Origin of the sequence: Pseudomonas sp. LSJ-87 (assembly GCF_032971465.1) — a bacterium.
In the GTDB taxonomy this organism is placed as follows: domain Bacteria; phylum Pseudomonadota; class Gammaproteobacteria; order Pseudomonadales; family Pseudomonadaceae; genus Aquipseudomonas; species Aquipseudomonas putida_Z.
In genome coordinates this window covers 110,777-133,539 of the sequence record NZ_JAWJYQ010000006.1, presented here as the reverse complement: position 1 = coordinate 133,539, position 22,763 = coordinate 110,777, and the positions used below count along the sequence as shown (strand labels likewise).

The following is a 22,763-nucleotide window of genomic DNA, read 5'->3' as shown; positions in this document are numbered from 1 at the left end:
TGCAGCCTGATCGCCGGCAAGCCGGCTCCCACACCGACCGCGCAGTGCTTGAGCCTAGCGCTATCTCTGTGGGAGCCGGCTTGCCGGCGAAAGGGCCGCAAAGCGGCCCCGTGCGGTGTTACTTCTGGACGGCGGCGAAGGCTTCGGCAACCCGTTGCAGGTTGGCCGGGCGCAGGCCGGACATGCATACGCGACCGCTGTCGATCAGGTACACGCCGAACTCGTCACGCAGGCGGCGCACCTGCTCGACGCTGAAGCCGGTGTAGCTGAACATGCCGCGCTGGCGCAGGAAGAACTGGAAGTCCTGGCCTGGCAGCAGCACGGCCAGGGCATCGACCAGCGCCTGGCGCATGTCGAGGATACGTTTGCGCATCACTTCGACTTCCTCGGCCCACTGGGCATTGAGGGCGGCATCGCTGAGCACGCCAGCAACCAGCTGGGCGCCGAAGTTGGGCGGGCTGGAGTAGTTGCGGCGCACGGTAGCCTTGAGCTGGCCGAGCACGCTCTGGGCAGTGGCGTCATCGTCGCAGACCACCGACAGGCCGCCGACACGCTCGCCGTACAGCGAGAAGATCTTCGAGAACGAGTTGCTGACCAGGCACGGCACGCCGGCGCGGGCCATTTCACGGATGGCGTAGGCGTCTTCCACCAGGCCTTCGGCGAAGCCCTGGTAGGCGATGTCGAGGAACGGGATCAGCTGGCGTGCCTTGACCACTTCAACCACCTGTTGCCACTGGTGCTGTTCCAGGTCGGCGCCGGTGGGGTTGTGGCAGCACGGGTGCAGCAGCACCACGCTGTTGGCCGGCAGGGTCTGCAGGGTGGCCAGCATGCCGTCGAAGTCCACGCCACGGGTGGCCTGGTCGAAGTACGGGTAGGTGTGCACCTTGAAGCCGGCGCCTTCGAAGATGGCGCGGTGGTTGTCCCAGGTCGGGTTGCTGACCCAGACTTCGGACTGCGGGAAGTAGCGCTTGAGGAAGTCGGCACCGACCTTGAGGGCGCCGGAACCGCCCACGGTCTGCACGGTGGCCACGCGCCCGCCGGTCACGGCTGGGTGATCGGCACCGAACAGCAGTGCCTGGATCGCCTGGCGATAGCTGGCCAGGCCTTCCATCGGCAGGTACAGCGAGGCTTCGTGGTCCTGGCCGGCGATGCGTTTTTCCACCGCATCCACAGCCGCCAGTTGCGGCACCACGCCGGCCTCATCGTAGTACAGGCCGATACTCAGGTTGACCTTGTCGGCGCGCGGGTCGGCCTTGAAGGTTTCCATCAACGAGAGGATCGGGTCGCCGGCATAGGCATCGACATGTTTGAACACAGCGTGCAGCTCCTTGGATCAGGACAGTTCGAAAAGGCAGCCCTGAGCATACCCGGAGTGCGGGCTCAGGAACATCAACTATTGTGCAAGGTTGTCTATGCAACATTGCATGGCTGAGGATTGGCGCAGGCAGTGAGGGCCTCATCGCCGGCAAGCCAGCTCCCACAGGTACACCACAGGCCTTGAGGTTTGTGGTGTACCTGTGGGAGCTGGCTTGCCGGCGATAGGGCCAGGTCAGCCAAGCAGCTCTTTCAGGCCTTGCAACTCCTGCTCGGTCAACGCCACCCCCTCCTCCTCGGCCACCTCGCGCTCGCGGTAACGCCGCTCGCCCGGCATGCGCGTCAGCCCTACCGCCTGCATCTGCTCGACCAGTTCGCGGCTGCGCTGGGCAAACCGCACGCCCTCGGCCTTGTTCGGGTCGATGACGATGATCAGCTGCCCGGTCCACGGCGTCTTCGCCCCCGGGTGCCCCGACCAGTCGAACTCCCAGGAGAAATGCCCGCCGGTCAGCGCCGCCGCCAGCAACTCGACCATCATCGACAAGGCCGAGCCCTTGTGCCCGCCAAATGGCAGCAAGGCGCCGCCTTCCAGAATCGCCTTGGGGTCGGTGGTCGGCTCACCATTGGCATCCACCCCCATGCCCTGCGGCAATTGCTGGCCAGCGCGCGCGGCAATCTGCACGTCGCCATGGGCCATGGCGCTGGTGGCCATGTCGAAGACGATCGGGTCATGTTCGGCGCAAGGTGCGGCAAAGGCGATGGGGTTGGTGCCGAACAGCGGCTTGCGGGCGCCGTGCGGCACCACGCAGGTCATGCTGTTGACCACGCTCAGGGCTACCAGGCCTTCGTCGGCGAATGGCTCCACATCCGGCCACAGCGCGGCGAAGTGGTGCGAGTTGTGGATCGCCAGCACGGCGATACCAGCGTTGCGCGCCTTCGCCACCAGAAGTTCACGGGCCGCCGCCAGCGCCGGCTGGGCGAAACCGCCTGCGGCATCGACGCGAACATAACCGGGCGCCACGTCGCTGACCTTCGGCGTGGCCTGGCCATCGACCCAGCCGCTGGCCAATGTCGAAACATAGCCAGGCATGCGGAACACCCCATGGCTATGGGCACCATCGCGCTGGGCGCTGGCGCAGTTGTGGGCCAGCACCCGGGCCACGCTTTCGCTGCAGCCATGGCGCTGGAAGATCCTCTGCAACAGGCCCTGCAGCTCGGTAAAAGGCACACGCACGACGGTGCTGGTGGAAGGTGCCGACATCTGAAGCTCCTTGTTGGAATTGGAATGGCTACAGCGTTGCAACGACAAAAACTTTCCTGCATGTGACAGCTATCTGTCAAATGTTGACTTGATGACAGAAAACAGCCATTTTCTTTCGCAAGCCTTACCCCTGGAGCCGCAGCATGAGCCAACCGATCAAGCAACGCCTGGAAAACAGCCTCGAAGGGGCCGCTGCTTCGGGCCGCAAGATCGCCAGCTACATGCTCGCCAACCTGCATGAACTGCCGTTCCAGACCTCGGCCAGCATTGCCGTCAAGCTGGGCGTCAGCGAATCCAGCGTTGGCCGTTTCTGCCGCTCATTGGGTTATGCCCATCTCAAGGCGTTGAAGCAAGACCTGCAGAACGACCTGGGCGATGGCCCGTGGCTGGTGGGCGACCGCCTGCAAGATTACCGCCAGAACCAGGACGCCAGCGACAACGCCGGCAGCCTGGAGCTGGAAATCGCCGCCCTGGTGCGCGTGCACGAGTATCGCCAGAGCAGCGCCTGGCACAGCGTCGCCCAGCGCCTGGCAAGCAAGCAGCGGGTATTCATCGCCGGCTTCCAGACCGAGCGCGGCATCGCCATGTGCATGAGCCACCTGCTGCAGTACCTGCGCGATGGCGTGCAGCTGGTGGATATGAGTGCCGGGCACTTTGGCGAAGTATTGCTGGGCCGCGCCGAAGACAGCGCCCTGGTGGTGTTCGAAGCCCGCCGTTATTCCCGCCATGCCCTGCTGTTGTGCCAGAAGGCACGCGAGGCTGGCATTGCGGTCACCCTGGTGACCGACCCCTTCTGTGACTGGGCCGATGCCAACGCCGACGAGGTGTTCCGCATTCCCACCGAGTTCAACCTGTTCTGGGAGTCCACCTCGACCATGCTGTCGTGGGTGCACCTGATGGTCAACGAGGTCTGCAAGAAGCTCGGGCCGGATGTTGAAAAACGCTTGGAAGCAACTGCCGCTCTACATAACGAATTCGTCGGCTACACCTCGTGGTCGACGGGAAAACAACAATAGCAAGAGTGCAATGAGGTGCGAGATGAACAAGACCATGGCCTTGGTGGGTGCGTGCGCCCTGCTGCTGTCGGGTGCCGCCAGTGCCGAAACCCTGCGCTTCGCCACCGAGGGCGCCTACCCGCCCTTCAACTATGTCGACGCCAATAATCAGTTGCACGGCTTCGACGTCGACATCACCCACGCCCTGTGCGAGCAGATGAAAGTCGAGTGCACGCTGGTGGCCCAGGACTGGGAAGGCATCATTCCGGCGCTGATGGCACGCAAATACGACGCGGTGGTCGCATCGATGATCAACACCGAAGAACGGCGCAAGAAAATCGCCTTCACCGACCACTACTACCGCACCCCGCTGACCGTCGCCGTGGCCAAGGACAGCAAGATCAGCGACGCCCAGACCACCTTCGACGGCTACACCGTTGGCGCCCAGTCGTCCTCTACCCAGGCCATCTACGCCGAAGACGTCTACGCCAAGGCCGGTGCCGACGTGAAACTGTACCCGACCATGGACGAAGCCAACGCCGACCTGGCCGCCGGCCGCCTGGACGGGGTGATTGCCGACAAATTCCCGCTGCACGAGTGGATGACCAAGAACGGCGGGGACTGCTGCAAGATCCTCGGTGACGTGGCCGACACCAAGGCCGATGCCGCCATTGCCGTGCGCAAGGACGACGAAGCCCTGCGCCAGCGCCTGAACACCGCGCTGCAGCAGATCGTCGCCAACGGCACCTACCAGAAGATCGCCAGCAAGTACTTCGCTTTCGATATCTACAACTGACCTTCAAGGCCTCATTGCCTGACCGGGCCCTATCGCCGACAAGCCAGCTCCCACAGGTAGCTCACTGACCTGAAGAACAGAGGTGTACCTGTGGGAGCCGGCTTGCCGGCGATGAGGCCGGTAAGGTCAACACAAGGTGTTCGTCATGCTCGATCAATTGTCCTTGCTGTCCTTCGCCAGTGGAGGCTGGGGCCAGGCGCTGCTGGCCGGCGCGCTGGTCACCCTTTCCCTGGCCCTGGCCTGCCTGCCCATCGGCCTGCCGCTGGGCCTGGTCGTCGCCCTTGCTGCACGCTCGCGCAAGCGCTTGCCGCGCGCCTGGGCCACCACCTTCTCCACCGTGTTCCGTGGCCTGCCCGAACTGCTGACGCTACTGATCATCTATTACGGCTGCCAGATCGCCGCACAGAAGATCCTCGCAGCCATGGGCTACCAGGGTGAGTTCCTGATCAATACCTTCCTCGCCGCGATGATCGCCTTCAGCCTGGTGTTCGCCGCGTTCTCCAGCGAGATCTGGCTGGCAGCCTTCAAGACCCTACCCAAGGGCCAGCTGGAAGCCTGCTCGGCGCTGGGCCTGAGCAAGCGCACCGGTTTCTTCAAGGTGCTGCTGCCGCAACTGACCCGCATCGCCCTGCCCGGCCTGTCCAACAACTGGCTGTCGCTGCTCAAGGACACCTCGCTGGTCTCGACTATCTCGCTGGTCGACCTGATGCGCCAGACCAACCTGGCCGTCAGCGTGACCAAGGAGCCGATGTTCTTCTATGGCGTGGCCTGCCTGGGCTACCTGCTGTTCGCCGCCATTTCCGGGCGCGTGTTCGCCTTCATCGAACGGCGCAGCAACCGCCACCTGCAAGGAGCACGCGCATGAGCTTCGAACAACTGCTGGCGCTGGTCCTCGACCCCGACCTGCTGGACCGCTACGGCCCGCGCTTCCTCGATGGCCTGCTGGTAACGGCCAAGCTGGTGGCGATTTCCTTCAGCCTGGGTGCCGTACTCGGCCTGTTGCTGGCCCTGGCGCGCATGTCGCGCAGCCTGCTGCTGCAGCGCATGGCCGCCGGCTACGTGTACTTCTTCCGCGGCTCGCCGCTGCTGGCCCAGCTGTTCCTGCTGTATTACGGCCTGGGCTCGCTCAAGGGCTTCTGGCAGGACGTCGGCCTGTGGTGGTTCTTCCGCGAGGCGTGGTTCTGCACGCTGCTGGCGTTCACCCTGAACACCGCCGCCTACCAGGCCGAAATCTTCCGCGGCAGCCTGATGGCCGTCGCCCCCGGCCAGCATGAGGCGGCGCGGGCGCTGAACCTGAAGCGCTCGACCACCTTCTTCAAGGTGATCCTGCCGCAGTCGCTGCTGGTGGCCATCGGCCCGCTGGGCAACGAACTGATCCTGATGATCAAGGCCAGCGCGATCGCCTCGCTGGTGACCATCTACGACCTGATGGGCGTGACCAAACTGGCCTTCTCGCGCAGTTTCGACTTCCAGATCTACCTGTGGGCCGCCGTGCTCTACCTGCTGATCGTCGAACTGGTGCGGCGCCTGCTGAAACACCTGGAAGCCCGCCTGGGCCGCCACCTGAACTGACCGAAGGATACGTTCCATGCATTGCCAGACCCTTGTCCTCGGCGCCGGCATCGTCGGCGTCAGCACCGCCCTGCACCTGCAGGCCCGCGGGCGCCAGGTGATCCTGATCGACCGCGACGAACCGGGCAGCGGCACCAGCCACGGCAATGCCGGGCTGATCGAGCGCTCCAGCGTGATCCCCTATGCCTTCCCGCGGCAACTGGGCGCGCTGCTGCGCTATGGCCTGAACCGCCAGCCCGATGTGCGCTACAGCCTGCTGCACCTGCCCAAGGCCGCCCCCTGGCTGTGGCGCTACTGGCGCCAGTCGGCCCCCGGTCGCCTGGCCGGGGCCGCCGCCGACATGCTGCCGCTGGTGCAGCGCTGCGTCGAGGAGCACGACGCATTCATTGCTGCCGCCGGCCTGGAAGGGCTGGTGCAGGCCAAAGGCTGGATCGAAGTGTTCCGTGACCCGGCGCTGTTCGAGCAGGCCAAGGCCGACGCCAAGGGCCTGAGCCGTTATGGCCTGCAGTTCGAAATCCTCGAATGCGGGCAATTGCAGGCCCGCGAGCACCAGCTGGACGCCAGCGTGGTCGGCGGCATTCACTGGCTCGACCCCAAGACCGTGAACAACCCCGGCGCCCTCACCCGCGGCTACGCCACCCTGTTCACGCAGCGCGGCGGGCAGTTCCTGCATGGCGATGCGCGCAGCCTGCGCCAGGTCGACGGCCAATGGCGGGTCGACAGCCGCCGCGGCCCGATCACCGCCAACGAGGTGGTGGCCTGCCTCGGCCCGCAGTCGGCCGACCTGTTCAGCGGCCTTGGCTACCAGATCCCGCTGGCTATCAAGCGTGGCTACCACATGCACTACAGCACCCGTGACGGCGCGCAACTGGAGCATTCCATCTGCGACACCCAGGGCGGCTACGTGCTGGCGCCAATGGCTCGCGGCGTGCGCCTGACCACCGGCATCGAGTTCGACGCCAGCAGCGCGCCGGGCAACCAGATCCAGCTGGGCCGCTGCGAAGCCCTGGCGCGCAAGCTGTTCCCGGCCCTTGGCGAGCGCCTGGACGACACCCCCTGGCTGGGCCGCCGCCCATGCCTGCCCGACATGCGCCCGGTGATCGGCCCGGCGCCGCGCCACCCGGGGCTGTGGTTCAACTTCGGCCACGCCCACCACGGCCTCACCCTGGGCCCGGTCAGCGGCCGGCTGGTGGCCGAACTGGTCACCGGCGAACGCCCCTTCACCGACCCCGCGCCCTACAGCGCGACTCGTTTCGACTGAACCCCTGCGGGAGAACAACAAGATGACCGCACCACTGAGCCTTGCCACCCTTGCCCCCGAACCCGACCCACGCCCGGTGCTGATCCGCATCGAAGGCCTGAACAAGCACTACGGCGCGTTCCACGTGCTGCGCGACATCGACCTGCAGGTGCGCGAAGGCGAACGCATCGTGCTGTGCGGGCCGTCCGGCTCGGGCAAGTCGACCCTGATCCGCTGCATCAACCGCCTGGAAGTGGCCCAGCAGGGCAGCATCAAGGTGGATGGCATCGACCTGGCATCCACCACCCGCGAAGCGGCGCAGGTGCGCAGCGACATCGGCATGGTGTTCCAGCACTTCAACCTGTTCCCGCACATGAGCGTGCTCGACAACTGCCTGCTGGCCCCCACCAGCGTGCGCGGGTTGTCGCGCAAGGACGCCGAGGAGCGGGCGCGCATGTACCTGAGCAAGGTCGGCATCGAAAGCCAGGCGCACAAGTACCCCAGCCAGCTGTCCGGCGGCCAGCAGCAACGCGTGGCGATTGCCCGGGCGCTGTGCATGAAGCCGCGGATCATGCTGTTCGACGAGCCCACCTCGGCGCTTGACCCGGAGATGGTCGCCGAGGTGCTGGATGTGCTGGTGCAGCTGGCCGGCACTGGCATGACCATGCTTTGCGTCACCCATGAAATGGGCTTTGCCCGCCAAGTGGCCGAGCGGGTGCTGTTCCTCGAGGGCGGGCAGATCATCGAAGACAGCCCGCCGCAGGTGTTCTTCAACCAGCCGCGTACCGAGCGGGCCAAGGGGTTCCTGGCGCAGATACTGCACTGAGTAATGGAGTTATGCCTGTACTGGCCCTATCGCCGGCAAGCCAGCTCCCACAGGGTATCTGCAGCTTTCAAGCCCGGTGCAGTACTTGTGGGAGCTGGCTTGCCGGCGATAGGGCCAGTAGCACAAACACAAAACCACCTTCATTGCACCGCTGCAAAGACCCAACTGCATCGTTAAATATTATTGACCTTAACCCCCGCCAAACCCACGCCGCCACAGGCCCGCATCGGTTTCAGCCCCCAAAAACCGGCGCATTCCCGGCCATCAAGCCCTACTCCGTCGTTTGACATATCGAACGGCTCTGGCAAGCTATCTACAAGCCCCGACCGGAATCGTCGCCTCCGACGAGCCGGCAGTGCTCGGGGCTACAGGTTGCACCCATGGCCCCGCGCCGTGCACCTGCACAACAACGACAGGCCGAACCTGTCCCAAGGTGACATATGTCCAACAGCAACATTGGCAACAAGCAACCCTCCCTGCGCAAACCCGTCGTCCTGATGACCATGGGCAGCCAAGAGCGCAAAGGCCATGACTACCAGGTCATGACCCACAAATACATCACCCCGCTGGTCGAGTTTTCCGATTGCGTCCCGGTGCTGGTGCCCACCTGCTGCGGCATCGAAGACCTCGAGACCTATCTGGACATGGCCGACGGCGTGTACCTGACCGGCGCCGGCAGCAACATCGACCCGGCCCTGTACGGCCAGGAAAACGAGACCCCCGGCAAAGGCCAGGACCAGAACCGCGACCTGTTCGACATCCCGCTGGTCAAGGCCGCGATCAAGCGTGGCCTGCCGATCTTCGGCATCTGCCGTGGCATGCAGGAAATCAACGTGGCCCTGGGTGGCGACATCTACCAGAAGGTGTACGCCGAGCCTGGCTTCAACGACCACCGGGAAAACCCGGAAGACCCGGTCGAGGTGCAATACGCCCAGGTGCACGGCGTGAAGATCAAGCCGGACAGCTGGCTGCGCGACACCCTGGGTACCGACGAGATTCGCGTCAACTCGCTGCATGGCCAAGGCCTGCACAAGCTCGGCGCCGGCATCGAGGCCATCGCCCACGCCGAAGACGGCCTGGTCGAGGCGATCCATGCCCCGAGCATCTCGCCGTTCCTGTTCGCCGTGCAGTGGCACCCGGAGTGGCAAGCGGCGAAGAACCCGGATTCGATCAAGATCTTCCAGGCTTTCGGCGACGCTTGCCGGGCCCAGGTACGCAAGGCGCAGATCAAGCGCCAGCACGCTGCCTGACCCCAGTTTCCTCTGCTTTGATCGCGGGGCGGCGCAAGGCCGCCCCCGTTTTCCCCGGTCACCCTCTGCTGGTCCCAGAACACTTCCCGTGGAAACGGGCGGCGGGCTTGTGCCTGTCTCCGCGATCTTTTTTCCTGCCCCTCAAGAGATACGATGACTGCTCGCGATTGGTCTGCCATCTGCGTCTCGTGCATCTGTTGTTGTCGCCTGTTCTGGCCTCTTCGCGGGTAAACCCGCTCCTACAGGGATCTCCGCAAATTTCAAGCGCGGCGCGGTCCCTGTGGGAGCGGGTTTACCCGCGAAGAGGCCGGCACAGGCAATAACACTCCTTCCGCCCCTCCACAAAAAAATCTCCCAAAGGACTAGTCATCGTACAAGTTGTACGATAACTTACCTCCAACGCAAAACAACACCCTTCACCCAAGCGCCACAGGATGCCAACAACAATGACCCCACAAGAACTCAAATCCATCCTCTCCCACGGCCTGCTGTCTTTCCCGGTCACCGACTTCAACGCCCAGGGCGACTTCAATCCGGCTGGCTACGTCAAGCGCCTGGAATGGCTGGCCCCGTATGGCGCCAGCGCCCTGTTCGCCGCCGGCGGCACCGGTGAGTTCTTCTCCCTGGCTGCCAGCGAATACAGCCAGGTGATCAAGACCGCCGTCGACACCTGCGCCAAGTCGGTACCCATCCTCGCCGGCGTCGGTGGCTCCACCCGCCAGGCCATCGAATACGCGCAAGAAGCCGAGCGCCTGGGTGCCAAGGGCCTGCTGCTGCTGCCGCACTACCTGACCGAAGCCAGCCAGGAAGGTGTCGCCGCCCACGTCGAAGCAGTGTGCAAATCGGTAAACATCGGCGTAGTCGTCTACAACCGCAACGTCTGCCGCCTGAACGCCGACCTGCTGGAAAAACTGGCCGAGCGCTGCCCGAACCTGATCGGCTACAAGGACGGCCTGGGTGACATCGAGCTGATGGTGTCGATCCGTCGCCGCCTGGGCGACCGCTTCAGCTACCTGGGTGGCCTGCCGACCGCCGAGGTGTATGCTGCTGCCTACAAGGCCCTGGGCGTGCCGGTGTACTCCTCCGCCGTGTTCAACTTCGTGCCGAAGACCGCCATGGACTTCTACAACGCCATCGCCCGTGACGACCACGCCACCGTGGCCAAGCTGATCGACGACTTCTTCCTGCCGTACCTGGACATCCGCAACCGCAAGGCCGGCTACGCCGTGAGCATCGTCAAGGCCGGCGCCAAAATCGCCGGTTACGACGCCGGCCCGGTGCGTACGCCGCTTACCGACCTCACCGCCGACGAGTACGAAAAGCTCGCCGCGCTGATGGACAAGATGGGCCCGCAGTAAGCGCCGCCCGCGGCCTGCCAGATGCCGCGCCCGGAGTGGGCCAACCCCACTCCGGTTACAATTCGTGAGCCCGCACAAAAATAACTAGTGGGAGTACTACCAGCATGCAAGCGACGAAGAAGACGCATGTGCGCTACCTGATCCTGTTCATGCTGTTCCTGGTGACCACGATCAACTACGCTGACCGCGCCACCATTGCAATCGCGGGCTCCAGCCTGCAGAAAGACCTCGGCATCGATGCCGTGACCCTCGGCTACATCTTCTCCGCCTTCGGATGGGCATACGTGGCTGGCCAGATTCCTGGTGGCTGGCTGCTCGACCGCTTCGGTTCCAAGAACGTCTACGCCTTCAGCATCTTCACCTGGTCGCTGTTCACCCTGCTGCAGGGCTTTGTCGGTGGCCTGCCGGTGGCCTGGGCGGTGGTGACGCTGTTCACCCTGCGCTTTCTGGTCGGTTTTGCCGAAGCCCCGTCGTTCCCGGGCAACGCGCGCATCGTCGCGGCCTGGTTCCCGACCCAGGAACGCGGCACCGCCTCGGCCATCTTCAACTCGGCGCAGTACTTCGCCACCGCACTGTTCGCACCGATCATGGGCTGGATCGTGTTCAGCTTCGGCTGGGAGCACGTGTTCGTGGTCATGGGCGCACTGGGCATCGTGTTCTCCATGGTGTGGCTGAAGACCATCTACAACCCGCGCCAACACCCACGCATCAGCCCGGGTGAACTCGAGCACATCGAGCAGAACGGCGGCCTGGTGGACATGGACCAGAAGCGCGGCAACGACGGCCCGAAATGGGGCTACATCAAGCAACTGCTGACCAGCCGCATGCTGCTGGGCGTGTACCTGGGCCAATACTGCATCAACGCCATCACCTACTTCTTCCTCACCTGGTTCCCGGTGTACCTGGTGCAGGAGCGCGGCATGACCATCCTCAAGGCCGGCTTCATCGCCTCGCTGCCGGCGGTCTGCGGCTTCATCGGTGGTGTGCTGGGCGGGGTGATCTCCGACTGGCTGCTGCGCCGCGGCAACTCGCTGACCTTCTCGCGCAAGCTGCCGATCGTCTGCGGTCTGCTGCTGTCGACCACCATGGTGTTCTGCAACTACGTCGACGCCGAGTGGATGGTGGTCGGTTTCATGACCCTGGCGTTCTTCGGCAAAGGCATCGGCGCGCTGGGCTGGGCGGTGGTCGCCGACACCTCGCCGAAACAGATCGCCGGGCTGTCGGGCGGGCTGTTCAACACCTTCGGCAACATCGCCTCGATCACCACGCCAATCGTGATCGGCTACATCATCAGCGCCACTGGCTCGTTCAAGTGGGCCCTGGTGTATGTCGGTGCCAACGCCCTGGTGGCGGTGTTCAGCTACCTGGTGATCGTCGGCCCGATCAAGCGCATCGAGCTGCGTGAAAGCCCAAAGCCTGACGCCGAGCCAGCGACCGGCAGCGAACTGGCCGGCTCGCGCCACTGAGTGAACACGCCCGCGTCGGCCACCCCGCTGCGGGCGGATGTACAAAAGCCTGAGAACCTGACAAGTAGGGCCCGAACATGCAGTTGATCGAACATTCCGACTCGCCCCGCTACGTCCGCCTGCACGACGACGACAATGTCGTGGTGGTGGTCAACGATGGCGGCCTGGGCGAAGGCGCCCGCTTCGCCGACGGCCTGACCCTGGTCGAAGGCGTGCCACAGAGCCACAAGGTGGCCACCGTAGCCATCGCCAAGGGCGAACCGGTGCGCCGCTACGGGCAGATCATAGGCTACGCGCTGGAAGACCTGCGCCAGGGCAGCTGGGTGCAGGAGAGCCAGCTGGCCATGCCGGCCGCGCCGGAGCTGGACAGCCTGCCACGCTGCGACGCCGTCCCGCAGCCGCTGCCGCCGCTCGAAGGCTTCACCTTCGAAGGCTACCGCAACGCCGACGGCACCGTCGGCACCCGCAACATCCTCGGCATCACCACCACCGTGCAGTGCGTGGCCGGCGTGCTGGAGCATGCGGTAAAGCGCATTCGCAGCGAGTTGCTGCCCAAGTACCCCAATGTCGATGACGTGGTGGCCATCACCCACAGCTATGGCTGCGGCGTGGCGATCAACGCGCGCGATGCCTACATCCCGATCCGCACGGTGCGCAACCTGGCGCGCAACCCCAACCTGGGCGGCGAGGCCCTGGTCATCAGCCTGGGCTGCGAAAAGCTGCAGGCCGGCCAGGTGATGCACGACAACGACCCGTCGGTCGACCTCAGCGACCCGTGGCTGTACCGCCTGCAGGACGCCAGCCTGGGCTTTGTGGAAATGATCGAACAGATCATGGAACTGGCCGAGACCCGCCTGAAGAAACTCGACCAGCGCCGCCGCGAAAGCGTGCCGGCCAGCGAACTGATCCTGGGTATGCAGTGCGGGGGCAGCGACGCCTTCTCGGGCATCACCGCCAACCCGGCGCTGGGCTACGCCGCCGACCTGCTGGTACGCGCTGGCGCCACCGTGCTGTTCTCGGAAGTGACCGAAGTGCGCGACGCCATCTACATGCTCACCTCGCGGGCGGAAAACCAGGAGGTCGCAGACGCCCTGGTGCGCGAAATGGACTGGTACGACCGCTACCTGCAGCAAGGCGCCGCCGACCGCAGCGCCAACACCACGCCGGGCAACAAGAAAGGCGGCTTGTCGAATATCGTCGAGAAGTCCCTGGGGTCGATCGTCAAGTCCGGTAGCGGCGCCATCCAGGGCGTGCTCGGGCCGGGCGAGCGGGTCAACCGCAAAGGCCTGATCTTCTGCGCCACCCCGGCCAGCGACTTTGTCTGCGGCACCCTGCAACTGGCTGCCGGCATGAACCTGCATGTGTTCACCACCGGCCGTGGCACCCCGTACGGCCTGGCCATGGCGCCAGTGGTCAAGGTATGCACCCGCAGCGAGCTGGCCCAGCGCTGGCCCGACCTGATCGACATCGACGCCGGGCGCATCGCCAGCGGCCGCTCGACCATCGAGGAGCTGGGCTGGGAGCTGTTCCACTACTACCTGGACGTGGCCAGCGGCCGCAAGCAGACCTGGGCCGAACAGCATCGCCTGCACAACGACATCACCCTGTTCAACCCGGCACCGATTACCTGATGCCCAGGGCTTGCCCGACTCAACATTGCAACGCGGTCCCTGTGGGAGCGGGTTCACCCGCGAACACCGGCAAAGCCGGTGCCATGCACCGAGTTGCCTGCTTCGCGGGTGAACCCGCTCCCACAGGGTCCGAGCAAACGCCTCAAGCACGTTCTCTTCCTTCACTACTCTCTACAGGAGCACCCCATGCCTGAAATCCTCGGCCACAACTTCATCGCCGGCCAGCGCAGCGCCGCTGGCCAGCAGCGCCTGCAGAGCCTGGACGCCAGCACCGGCGAGGCCCTGCCCTACAGCTTCGCCCAAGCCACCGAAAGCGAAGTGGACCAGGCCGCCAAGGCCGCCGCCGCCGCCTTCGCCGAATTCCGCCAGCTGGCCCCGGCGCGGCGCGCCGAATTCCTCGACGCCATCGCCGCCGAGCTGGACGAACTGGACGACGCCTTCGTCGCCATCGTCTGCCGTGAAACCGCCCTGCCCCCCGCCCGTATCCAGGGCGAGCGCGGCCGCACCAGCGGCCAGATGCGCCTGTTCGCCCAGGTGCTGCGCCGTGGTGACTTCCTCGGTGCACGCATCGACCTGGCCCTGCCCGAGCGCCAGCCCCTGCCACGCGTGGACCTGCGCCAGATGCGCATCGGCGTCGGCCCGGTCGCCGTGTTCGGCGCCAGCAACTTCCCGCTGGCCTTCTCCACCGCCGGTGGCGATACCGCCGCGGCCCTGGCCGCCGGTTGCCCCGTGGTGTTCAAGGCCCACAGCGGCCACATGGCCACCGCCGACCTGGTCGGCTGCGCCATCCAGCGCGCCGCCGAGCGCACCGGCATGCCCAAGGGCGTGTTCAACATGGTGTTCGGTGGCGGCGTCGGCGAGTGGCTGGTCAAGCACCCGGCCATCCAGGCCGTCGGCTTCACCGGCTCGCTGAAAGGCGGTGACGCCCTGTGCCGCATGGCCGCCGAGCGCCCGCAGCCGATCCCGGTGTTCGCCGAGATGTCCAGCATCAACCCGGTCATCATCCTGCCGGGCGCCCTGGCCAAGCGTGGCGAAGCCATCGCCCGAGAACTGGCCGGTTCGGTGTGCCTGGGCGCAGGCCAGTTCTGCACCAACCCGGGCCTGGTGATCGGCCTGCAGTCGCCGCAGTACAGCCAACTGCTGGCAGAGCTTGGCCAGCACCTGAGCCAGCAGGCCGGCCAGACCATGCTCAACGCCGGTGGCCTGCGCAGCTACGTCGGTGGCCTGGAGCACCTGCACGCCCATGCCGGTATCGAGCACCTGGCCGGCCAGGCGCAGGCAGGCAGCCAGGCGCGCGCCCAACTGTTCAGGGCTGATGCCCGCCTGCTGGTGGAATCTGACCCGCTGCTGCAGGAAGAAGTGTTCGGCCCGACCACCGTTGCCGTGGAAGTGCAGGACAACGACCAGTTGCGCGCCGCCCTGCTCGGCCTGCGCGGCCAGCTGACCGCGACCCTGATCGGCGAGCCGGAAGACCTGCAGGCCTTCGCCTGGCTGGTGCCGCTGCTGGAGGAGAAAGTCGGGCGGATCCTGGTCAATGGCTACCCGACCGGTGTCGAGGTGTGTGATGCGATGGTGCACGGCGGGCCTTACCCGGCCACATCGGATGCGCGCGGCACGTCAGTCGGCACCCTGGCCATCGACCGCTTCCTGCGCCCGGTGTGCTACCAGAACTACCCGCAGGCGCTGTTGCCTGAGGCACTGCGCGACGGCAACCCGCTTGGGCTGCGTCGGCTGGTAAATGGCCAGTGGAGTGAGGGCGCGATCTGATCGCCCCTTGAAACCAGAAAGCCCCGCGCATGGCGGGGCTTTTCTTTTGCCTGTACCGGCCTCTTCGCGGGTAAACCCGCTCCTACAGGGACCGCGCCGTACTTACAGGTAATGGATAACCTTGTGGGAGCGGGTTTACCCGCGAAGAGGCCAGGTCAGGCAACAGAGAAGCCTCAGACCCCCTGCGCCTCGGCCTCTTCATGCGCCTGCCGCAAGCGCTCGCGGCTATTGCTCAGGTGCATGCGCATGGCCATCTTCGCCCCTTCGCTATCACGCCGGGCGATGGCTTCGTAGATCGCCTCGTGCTCATGCATCAGCCGGCTCATGTAGTGCGCCTGGTCATCGTGGGCCAGCCGCGCCGAGTTCAAGCGGGTACGCGGGATGATGCTGGTGCCCAGGTGGTTGATGATGTCGGCGAAGTAGTGGTTGCCGCTGGCCTGGGCAATGCGCAGGTGGAACTGGAAGTCCGCCGACACCGCATCCGTGGCGTGGGCAGCCCCTTCGTTGAGTTCGTCCAGCGCCGCACGCATGCCGGTCAGCTCTTCATCGCTGCGCCGCTGCGCCGCCAGGCCCGCCGATTCGATCTCCAGGGCAATGCGCAACTCCAGCACCGCCAACACTTCGCGCAGGGTGACCACGGTCGCCGGGTCGATACGGAAACCACCCGTGGCTGGCGCGTCCAGCACAAAGGTGCCAATGCCGTGGCGGGTCTCGACCTGCCCGGCGGCCTGCAGCCGCGAGATCGCTTCACGCACCACCGTGCGGCTGACACCCTCTTCGGCCATGATCTGCGATTCGGTCGGCAGCTTGTCGCCGCGCTTGAGCTGGCCGCTGCGAATGCGCTCGGTCAGCACCGTGACCAGTTCCTGGGCCAGACTGCGCGGCTTGCGCCGGGTCTTTGCCTGTACCTGCTGCTCTGTCATTGCCCTGTATTTCACCTTGAAAGACAGCGTTCATCATAGCGCAAGCAGTTGTACGATCACATACACGCAGTGCGGTATTTCTCGTCGTTCGCAGGCGCGGCAGCCCTGAACGAAACACTGGAAATGCTGGCCCCTCGCAGGTGCGAGGCTGTACTGTGCGGTTTCACGCTCATCCATGGAAGGAAAACACAGCATGAAACCCCTCGACCGCCTGTTGCTCGCCAGCGGCCTGTTGATCCCCCTCTGGCTGCTGGCAGGTGTATGGTTCACCGCCCTGGCCTACCCCGGCTACGACCACCTGCAACAGGCCATGAGCCAGCTCGGCGCGGTCGGTTCGCCGACCCAGAACTGGTCGCCGCTGGTCAACAACTTCCCCCTTGCCATCCTGTTCACCCTGTTTGCCTGGGGCCTGGCGCGGCGCTGGCGTGGCTCGAAGCTGGCATTGCTGAGTGCGGCGCTGGTGCTGTTGCATGGCGTGGGCAGCCTGGGTACCGGGTGGTTTCCCTGCGACCAAGGTTGCGTTCCGGCGCAGCCTTCCCGTTCGCAGCAGTTACACAACCTGTCCGGCTTGCTGATGTTCCTTTCGCTGACCCTTGCTAGCGCGCTGTGGGCCTGGTTGGGCAATCGCATTGCCGGCTCCAGGGCACTGGGGCTGTTTTCTCTGGCCTGCGTGGTATTGGCGATCGTGACCGTCGCGCTCATGGGCAAGGCAGCGCAAAGCGGCCAGTGGTTCGGACTGTACCAGCGACTGAACTACGGCGTATCAGTAATCTGGGTCGCCAGCCTGGCCTGGACCAGCCTACGCCCCTCCCGCGCCAGCCCGTTGCGGATGGCAACAACCTGACGGCAATTTGCTGGCCCCCGGTAGCAGCTTGTGAAGGCAAACTTCGTTTTCCTTCAGATGCTTAGGACAGCAACATGCGAGTACTTCTAGCAACGATGGCCGGCTGCCTGCTGGCCACGCTCGCTTTCGGCGCCCAGGCACGGGCGCTGAGCCAGAACGATCGCCACACTTGCGGCTGGGGCGCGCAGATAGCCGCCGAGGCGCAGCAGGCCAAGCTTTCCGGGGTAACCCTGTATGCCACGCGCAAGAAGCTGCAGGCGCGCAAATTCCCCAAACCGTGGATGCGCATGACCGCCTTCGGCATTACCGAACAAACCTACAACAGCCGCTCGCGGCTCAAGCCTGCAGCGATCAAGCAAACCTATTACGAGCAGTGCGTGCAGCATGCTGTAGCAAGGCGATAACGATTGCCCAGCCCTTTTCGCGTAGAGAACTGAATTCGCAAGCGGCCCGCGTACCCTGTGGGAGCATCATGCTGTGCGTCTCGCGTGCTCGTACTGCCCGCTTGGTGCTCGACTTGTAACAACCGCCCGGCTGATGCTGCCTGTACTGGCCTCATCGCCGGCAAGCCAGCTCCCACAGGTACTGCACATGGCTTGAAAGCGATGCGGTCGATGTGGGAGCGGCTTTAGCCGCGAAGAAGCCAACGCGGTGCATGGCACCGGCTACGCCGGTGTTCGCGGCTAAAGCCGCTCCCACAGGGTCCCTGCTAATTCAATTAGTTATGTGCAATTCTATAGCCGCCACGGTGCGCCGGCCTCGAAGCGAGCCTCCAGCCACGCCTTGAATGCCACCAGGGCGGCAGTGTTGAGGCGCGCGGTCGGCCGTACCAGGTAAATGCCCGCCGCCACATCCAGCTGCCATTGCGGCAGCACCCGCACCAAACGCCCGGCGGCGAGGTCCTCGCCCATCAGCCAGTCCCCTCCCGCCAGGATGCCAACGCCACGCCGCGCCGCCTCCAGCAGGGCTTCGTTGTCGTTGCTGCGCAGGTTGCCGGCAACCTTGACACTCACCTGTCGCCCACCACTCATCAGTCGCCATTCAGGAAAGCTTCGCAAGCCACTGAAACCCAAGCAATTGTGCCCAGCAAGATCCTCCGGCTGCACGGGTGTGCCATGCCGGGCCAGGTACTCGGGCGACGCACACAGGATGCGCAGGTGATCGCACAGCTTCCTGGCCACCAGGCGGTTGTCAGCCAGCTCACCAATGCGGATGGCGGCGTCGAAACCCTCGCCGATCAGGTCGACGAAACGATCGGCATACTCGGCCTCCACCATCACCTGCGGGTAGGCCAGCACGAAATCGGCCAGCATCCCGCTCAACCAGCGCCGGCCCATGGCTGCCGGCAATGCCAGGCGCAGGCGCCCACGTACCGTCGCCGCCCCCTCGGCCGCTTCCTGTTCGGCCTCGGCGATCAGCCGGTTGGCCTCGCGCACCTTGGCCACCAGCCGCTCGCCTTCATCGGTAAAGCGCAGTTGCCGCGTGCTGCGCTCCACCAGGCGAATGCCCAGGCGCACCTCCAGTGCACTCAGGCGCTTCGACAGCACCGTGGGGTGGCGCTCCAACTGACGCCCGGCAGCGGCAAACGAGCCCTGCTCGTGCAGCGCCAGCAAGGTGGCAAGTTCATCGGCGCGGCGGCTGTCGAAGGCATCCATGGTAAGGCTCGGCACAAGGCAGTAGGGGTGGAAGTCGGGTATCAGGCAGTAAGGACCAGCGCGCCCTCCGACTGCCCTTGCTCCAGGTCCCCGTGAGCCCGGGCCGCGTCGGCCAGCGGGTAGGCACGCCAGACCCGAGGCTGGATGATACCCTCGGCGACCGCCGCCAGCACATCGGCGGCGCGCTGCTGATACTCTTCGACCGTGCGGGTGTGTGCTGCCAGCGAGGGCCGGGTCAGGTACAGCGAGCCCTTGGCGTTGAGCGTGGCAACCTCGATGGCCGCCGGCGCGCCGGAGGTGCCGCCGAACGACACCAGCAAGCCACGCACCCGCAGGCTGTCCAGCGAGGCTTGCAACGACACCTTGCCGACACAGTCATAGGCCACGTCCACGCCCTGGCCCTGGGTCAGCTCGCGGACCTGGCCGGCCAAGGTTGCCGCGTCGAACACCAGCACATGGTGGCAACCCGCTGCCTGCGCCCTTGCCACGCTCTGCGGGCGTGATACCACGCCGATCACCGTCGCCCCCAGGTGCCGCGCCCAAGGCGCCATCAGCTGGCCCAAGGCACCGGCGGCACCGTACAACAACACTTGGCTACCCGGGCCCACGGCATAAGTGGTCTTCAGCAAGTACTGCGCCGTGATGCCCTTGAACAGCACGGCGGCAGCGGCCTGGTCATCCAGCTGCGGCGGCAGCTTGATCAGGCGCTCGGCCGGGTACAGGCGGCCGCTGGCGTAACCGCCAACCGGGCCCATGGCATAGGCGACCCGGTCGCCCACCTGCACGTCATGTACCCCTTCGCCGACGGCGGCGACCCGCCCAGCCCCTTCCAGCCCCAGCCCGGAAGGCAAGTCCAGTGGGGCACCGCCCTTGCGCTGCAACAGGTCGAGCGGGTTGACACCCATGGCCGTCTGTTCCAGCCAGACCTGGCCGGGCCCTGGGGCTTGTGCTTGCAAGTGTTCAAGCTGCATGACATCGGCAGTGCCGGTGCTGTTGAGAACGATGCGGGTAGCCATGATCGAATCCTGTTGGATGGGTGTTCGAGTCAGGCTAATCAGGCAGGGAAAGTTGAACAATCAGGCGGGATGCAGATGATTTCTGCACCCCTTGCAGCAATTCGCTCAGTGCCTCAGCACCCGGTCAGCGCTACAGGCCGATGCTCGCCGGCAAAGAACAGCGGACGCAGGCGCACGCCGATCAGGTTGCCGGCATAGGGGCGCCCAGGCTACGCGGCTCGGGTGTTGCGGTTACGGAAAGACCCATCGGAATACTCGGATAACAGTGAAACGGGTGGGGAGTATAACCCCAACGACTGACACGGTCCTTGTAGGAGCGGCCTTGTGTCGCGATGGGCCGCAACGCGGCCCCGACAATGTCAGCCATGATGCCGAAATCCTGGGGCCTCGACAGCCTTGGGCATTTGTTAAGCTGATGAAAACCGCCAGACACAACCAAGACCATTCGCACCATGGATGAACTACGCAAGATCGACCTCAACCTGCTGCTCGCCCTGCACGCCCTGCTGAGCGAAAAGCACGTGACCCGCGCCGCCCTGCGCCTGCACCGCAGCCAACCGGCGGTAAGCCATGCCCTGGCACAGTTGCGCAAGCACTTCGACGACCCCTTGCTGGTGCGCCAGAACGGCCGCATGGCCTTGACCGCCCGCGCCCAATCGCTGGCCAAACCGCTGCACGACGCCCTGGGCAACCTCAACGGCCTGCTGGCCGCCCCACAGTTCGAACCGGCCAAGGCCCAGCGTCGCTTCAGGCTCTCGCTGTCCGACTATTCCTCGCGGATCATCCTGCCACCCCTGCTGCGCCACCTGCGCCATGTCGCGCCCGGGGTGGACCTGGCCATCAGCCAGGCCAGCCGCGAAACCATGCTGGCCCAGTTGCTCGATGGTGAACTGGACCTGGCCCTGGGCATCTTCCCGGACCTGCCCCAGGCCATCACCGCGCAGCCGCTGTTCACCGACAGCTTCATCAGCGTTGCCGACCGCCAGGTGCTGCCGGCCAGCGGCAGCCTGGCCCTGGCCGACTGGCTGGCCCGCCCGCATGTGCTGATGGCCATGCACCCGGATGCCTTCGATGAAATCGAACGCGCCCTGGCCGCGCAAGGCCTGCGTCGGCGGATTGCCCTGGCCTTGCCGCACTGGAGTGCGGCAGTCGAAGTGCTGGCCGGCACCGACCTGATCCTGACCGTGGCCAGCCGCGCGGTGGGCTCGCTGCACCAGCACAGGACATTGCGCCAGTTCGAGCCGCCACTGGCGATTCCTTCATTCGATTACCAGCAAGCCTGGCATAGCCGCAAGGACGACGACCCCGGGCATCGCTGGCTGCGGGAAACCGTGTGGGCGTGCAGCCAGCCGGGGCACTGATCAGCCTTCCGGCTGTTTCACCACAGCAGTGGCACTGGCCGGCGTGCCTGCTGCCCAGGTGCCCTGCACCAGCAGCACGCCGCAGAGGATCAGCACCACACCCGCCAACCTGGCCAGGTTGAGCGGCTTGCCCCCCAACCCCATCACTCCGAAGTGGTCCGCGACCACCGCCGTGATGATCTGCCCCGCCACCACCAGCACCAGGAAACCCGCTGCGCCCAGCCTGGGGGTGAGCGCCGCGGCACCGGCCACGTACAACGCCCCGAGCACACCGCCAACCCACAGCCACCAGGGCCCCTGCAAGGCCTTGCCCATGTCCGGCGCCGGCACCCTGAGGATCAGCAGCGCGGCGATCACTACCAGCGAACTTACCGTCAATGACGTGAACGCACCCCACAACCAGTGCCCCAGCGCCCGGCCGACGGCGGCATTACCCGCAGCCTGGAACGGCAGCACGGCACCGGCAAGCAACGCCAGGGCAAAGGGAAGCACCAGAAGGCACAAGGTCTTGCTGAACATGGCAGTCCTCATTCGTGACAGATGTTCAGGCGATGATCGGAAAATTCCCTTTATCCATGGAAATCGAAAGTGTGCACGCATGCTATTCGCCGCATGGATACCAGCCAATTGGGCTAGGATGCTGCGCAGCCTCGGCCCGAGGCCTGAGCCGGCGGGTTCACGGCTTAGACCAGACCAAACCGTATGTGATGGAGCACATTCGATGACAGATGAACGTACAACCCTGATCGACCATGGGCAGTTGCCCACCCGCAACCTGGCCGAGTGCCTGGCAGTGGATCAAAGGACCTTGGTCAGTGCACTGGCAGGCCAGTTGCCCGACACGCTGATCGAACAACTGGCTACCTGCGCCGAAGAAACATGCTCGCAGGGCCTGTCAAAAAAAATCACGGGGATCGGCCTTGCCCTTGGGCAGTGGCTGGAACCAGCACCTGCGCCCCAGCGCCAGCAGGTGTTGGAGCAGTGCAGCGCACACAGCTCCGATACGGTGCGCAGCTGGGCGGCCTTCGCCCAGGCGCACCTGTCGCGCACGCTCGATCTCGAAGCCGCATTGCTGGCCCAGCTGCATTTTGCTCGCGATGAACATTTTGGTGTGCGCGAATGGGCCTGGATAGCCCTGCGCCCGCGCCTGGCTCAAGCGCTGGATGATGCCCTGGCCCTGCTTGCCCGACATGCCGGCGACAGCAACCCACTGGTACGACGCTTCTGTATCGAGGTGCTGCGCCCACGTGGCGTCTGGTGCGAGCACATCGCCGCACTCAAGCAAGCGCCCGAAGTGGCCGAGCCACTGTTGGTGCCGCGCCTGGCCGAAGCAGACAAGTATGCCCAGGACTCGGTTGCCAATTGGCTCAACGATGCCAGCAAGACTCGGCCCGATTGGGTGATACAGCTGTTCGAACGACATCCGCCGTCATGCAAGGCATCACGGCGGATCCATGTGCGGGCAACCCGTAGCCTGCCCCAATGAAT

Annotated in this window: 21 protein-coding genes; 15 read left to right on the top strand and 6 right to left on the bottom strand. The window is 65.2% G+C overall.

Annotation, left to right across the window (positions count from 1 at the left end):
- Window positions 1-118: 118 nt before the first annotated feature.
- Together RYH74_RS07085 and RYH74_RS07080 are read right to left on the bottom strand one after the other, a co-directional pair.
- Window positions 119-1,315 (bottom strand): aromatic amino acid transaminase, encoded by a 1,197-nt coding sequence (locus RYH74_RS07085; RefSeq protein WP_063915003.1) that lies wholly within the window; start codon window positions 1,313-1,315, stop codon window positions 119-121.
- A 234-nt stretch (window positions 1,316-1,549) separates the two neighbouring features.
- On the bottom strand, window positions 1,550-2,575 hold the full coding sequence (locus RYH74_RS07080) for an Ldh family oxidoreductase (RefSeq protein ID WP_317409146.1): 1,026 nt from the start codon (window positions 2,573-2,575) through the stop codon (window positions 1,550-1,552).
- Window positions 2,576-2,718: 143 nt separating this feature from the next.
- Here RYH74_RS07080 and RYH74_RS07075 point away from each other — a divergent pair, with 143 nt between their 5' ends.
- The 11 genes from RYH74_RS07075 to RYH74_RS07025 all read left to right on the top strand — a co-directional run bounded on the left by RYH74_RS07075 (window position 2,719) and on the right by RYH74_RS07025 (window position 15,476).
- A complete protein-coding gene (locus RYH74_RS07075) occupies window positions 2,719-3,591 on the top strand; it encodes a MurR/RpiR family transcriptional regulator (protein ID WP_025338835.1) in 873 nt (290 codons plus the stop codon).
- A 22-nt stretch (window positions 3,592-3,613) separates the two neighbouring features.
- Window positions 3,614-4,366 carry a transporter substrate-binding domain-containing protein gene (locus RYH74_RS07070; RefSeq protein WP_075044997.1) on the top strand — a complete coding sequence of 251 codons (753 nt, stop codon included), beginning with the start codon at window positions 3,614-3,616 and terminating at the stop codon, window positions 4,364-4,366.
- A 145-nt stretch (window positions 4,367-4,511) separates the two neighbouring features.
- Complete coding sequence (locus RYH74_RS07065; RefSeq protein WP_075044996.1) at window positions 4,512-5,231, top strand: ABC transporter permease; 720 nt, start codon at window positions 4,512-4,514, stop codon at window positions 5,229-5,231.
- The gene (locus RYH74_RS07060; protein ID WP_025338833.1) at window positions 5,228-5,938 is read left to right on the top strand and encodes an ABC transporter permease; all 711 of its coding nucleotides are present in this window, start codon (window positions 5,228-5,230) and stop codon (window positions 5,936-5,938) included. The genes RYH74_RS07065 and RYH74_RS07060 overlap by 4 nt, the downstream gene beginning before the upstream one ends.
- A 16-nt stretch (window positions 5,939-5,954) precedes the next feature.
- A complete protein-coding gene (locus RYH74_RS07055; protein ID WP_085591540.1) occupies window positions 5,955-7,199 on the top strand; it encodes an NAD(P)/FAD-dependent oxidoreductase in 1,245 nt (414 codons plus the stop codon).
- 22 nt (window positions 7,200-7,221) lie between these two features.
- The gene (locus RYH74_RS07050; RefSeq protein WP_025338831.1) at window positions 7,222-8,004 is read left to right on the top strand and encodes an amino acid ABC transporter ATP-binding protein; all 783 of its coding nucleotides are present in this window, start codon (window positions 7,222-7,224) and stop codon (window positions 8,002-8,004) included.
- Window positions 8,005-8,444: 440 nt separating this feature from the next.
- Window positions 8,445-9,254, top strand: coding sequence for a gamma-glutamyl-gamma-aminobutyrate hydrolase family protein (locus RYH74_RS07045; protein WP_015270696.1), 810 nt, complete (start codon window positions 8,445-8,447; stop codon window positions 9,252-9,254).
- A gap of 446 nt (window positions 9,255-9,700) precedes the next feature.
- The gene (gene kdgD / locus RYH74_RS07040; RefSeq protein ID WP_039615340.1) at window positions 9,701-10,612 is read left to right on the top strand and encodes a 5-dehydro-4-deoxyglucarate dehydratase; all 912 of its coding nucleotides are present in this window, start codon (window positions 9,701-9,703) and stop codon (window positions 10,610-10,612) included.
- A gap of 104 nt (window positions 10,613-10,716) precedes the next feature.
- Window positions 10,717-12,078 carry an MFS transporter gene (locus RYH74_RS07035; protein WP_075044995.1) on the top strand — a complete coding sequence of 454 codons (1,362 nt, stop codon included), beginning with the start codon at window positions 10,717-10,719 and terminating at the stop codon, window positions 12,076-12,078.
- A gap of 77 nt (window positions 12,079-12,155) precedes the next feature.
- The gene (gene garD / locus RYH74_RS07030; RefSeq protein WP_025338828.1) at window positions 12,156-13,709 is read left to right on the top strand and encodes a galactarate dehydratase; all 1,554 of its coding nucleotides are present in this window, start codon (window positions 12,156-12,158) and stop codon (window positions 13,707-13,709) included.
- 186 nt (window positions 13,710-13,895) lie between these two features.
- A complete protein-coding gene (locus RYH74_RS07025) occupies window positions 13,896-15,476 on the top strand; it encodes an aldehyde dehydrogenase (NADP(+)) (RefSeq protein ID WP_286101745.1) in 1,581 nt (526 codons plus the stop codon).
- A gap of 173 nt (window positions 15,477-15,649) precedes the next feature.
- Here RYH74_RS07025 and RYH74_RS07020 read toward each other — a convergent pair whose 3' ends face one another.
- Window positions 15,650-16,399 (bottom strand): FadR/GntR family transcriptional regulator, encoded by a 750-nt coding sequence (locus RYH74_RS07020; protein ID WP_286101744.1) that lies wholly within the window; start codon window positions 16,397-16,399, stop codon window positions 15,650-15,652.
- A 193-nt stretch (window positions 16,400-16,592) separates the two neighbouring features.
- Here RYH74_RS07020 and RYH74_RS07015 point away from each other — a divergent pair, with 193 nt between their 5' ends.
- Complete coding sequence (locus RYH74_RS07015) at window positions 16,593-17,243, top strand: DUF998 domain-containing protein (protein WP_085705210.1); 651 nt, start codon at window positions 16,593-16,595, stop codon at window positions 17,241-17,243.
- A gap of 74 nt (window positions 17,244-17,317) precedes the next feature.
- Complete coding sequence (locus tag RYH74_RS07010; RefSeq protein WP_023660807.1) at window positions 17,318-17,647, top strand: hypothetical protein; 330 nt, start codon at window positions 17,318-17,320, stop codon at window positions 17,645-17,647.
- 330 nt (window positions 17,648-17,977) lie between these two features.
- Here the strand turns inward: RYH74_RS07010 and RYH74_RS07005 are convergent, their stop codons facing one another.
- Window positions 17,978-18,898 (bottom strand): LysR family transcriptional regulator, encoded by a 921-nt coding sequence (locus tag RYH74_RS07005; protein ID WP_286101743.1) that lies wholly within the window; start codon window positions 18,896-18,898, stop codon window positions 17,978-17,980.
- Between the two features lie 41 nt (window positions 18,899-18,939).
- Window positions 18,940-19,914: a quinone oxidoreductase family protein gene (locus RYH74_RS07000; RefSeq protein WP_025338824.1), complete on the bottom strand. Its 975-nt coding sequence runs from the start codon at window positions 19,912-19,914 to the stop codon at window positions 18,940-18,942.
- Window positions 19,915-20,366: 452 nt separating this feature from the next.
- Between RYH74_RS07000 and RYH74_RS06995 the strand changes: the two genes are divergently transcribed.
- Window positions 20,367-21,275 (top strand): LysR family transcriptional regulator, encoded by a 909-nt coding sequence (locus tag RYH74_RS06995; RefSeq protein WP_286101741.1) that lies wholly within the window; start codon window positions 20,367-20,369, stop codon window positions 21,273-21,275.
- On the opposite strand, the gene RYH74_RS06990 is transcribed toward RYH74_RS06995, so the two are convergent.
- The gene (locus RYH74_RS06990; protein ID WP_025338822.1) at window positions 21,276-21,794 is read right to left on the bottom strand and encodes a DMT family transporter; all 519 of its coding nucleotides are present in this window, start codon (window positions 21,792-21,794) and stop codon (window positions 21,276-21,278) included.
- A 202-nt stretch (window positions 21,795-21,996) separates the two neighbouring features.
- Between RYH74_RS06990 and RYH74_RS06985 the strand changes: the two genes are divergently transcribed.
- Entirely contained in the window at window positions 21,997-22,761 is a 765-nt protein-coding gene (locus tag RYH74_RS06985; RefSeq protein ID WP_075044987.1) for a hypothetical protein, read from the top strand.
- Window positions 22,762-22,763: the final 2 nt, after the last annotated feature.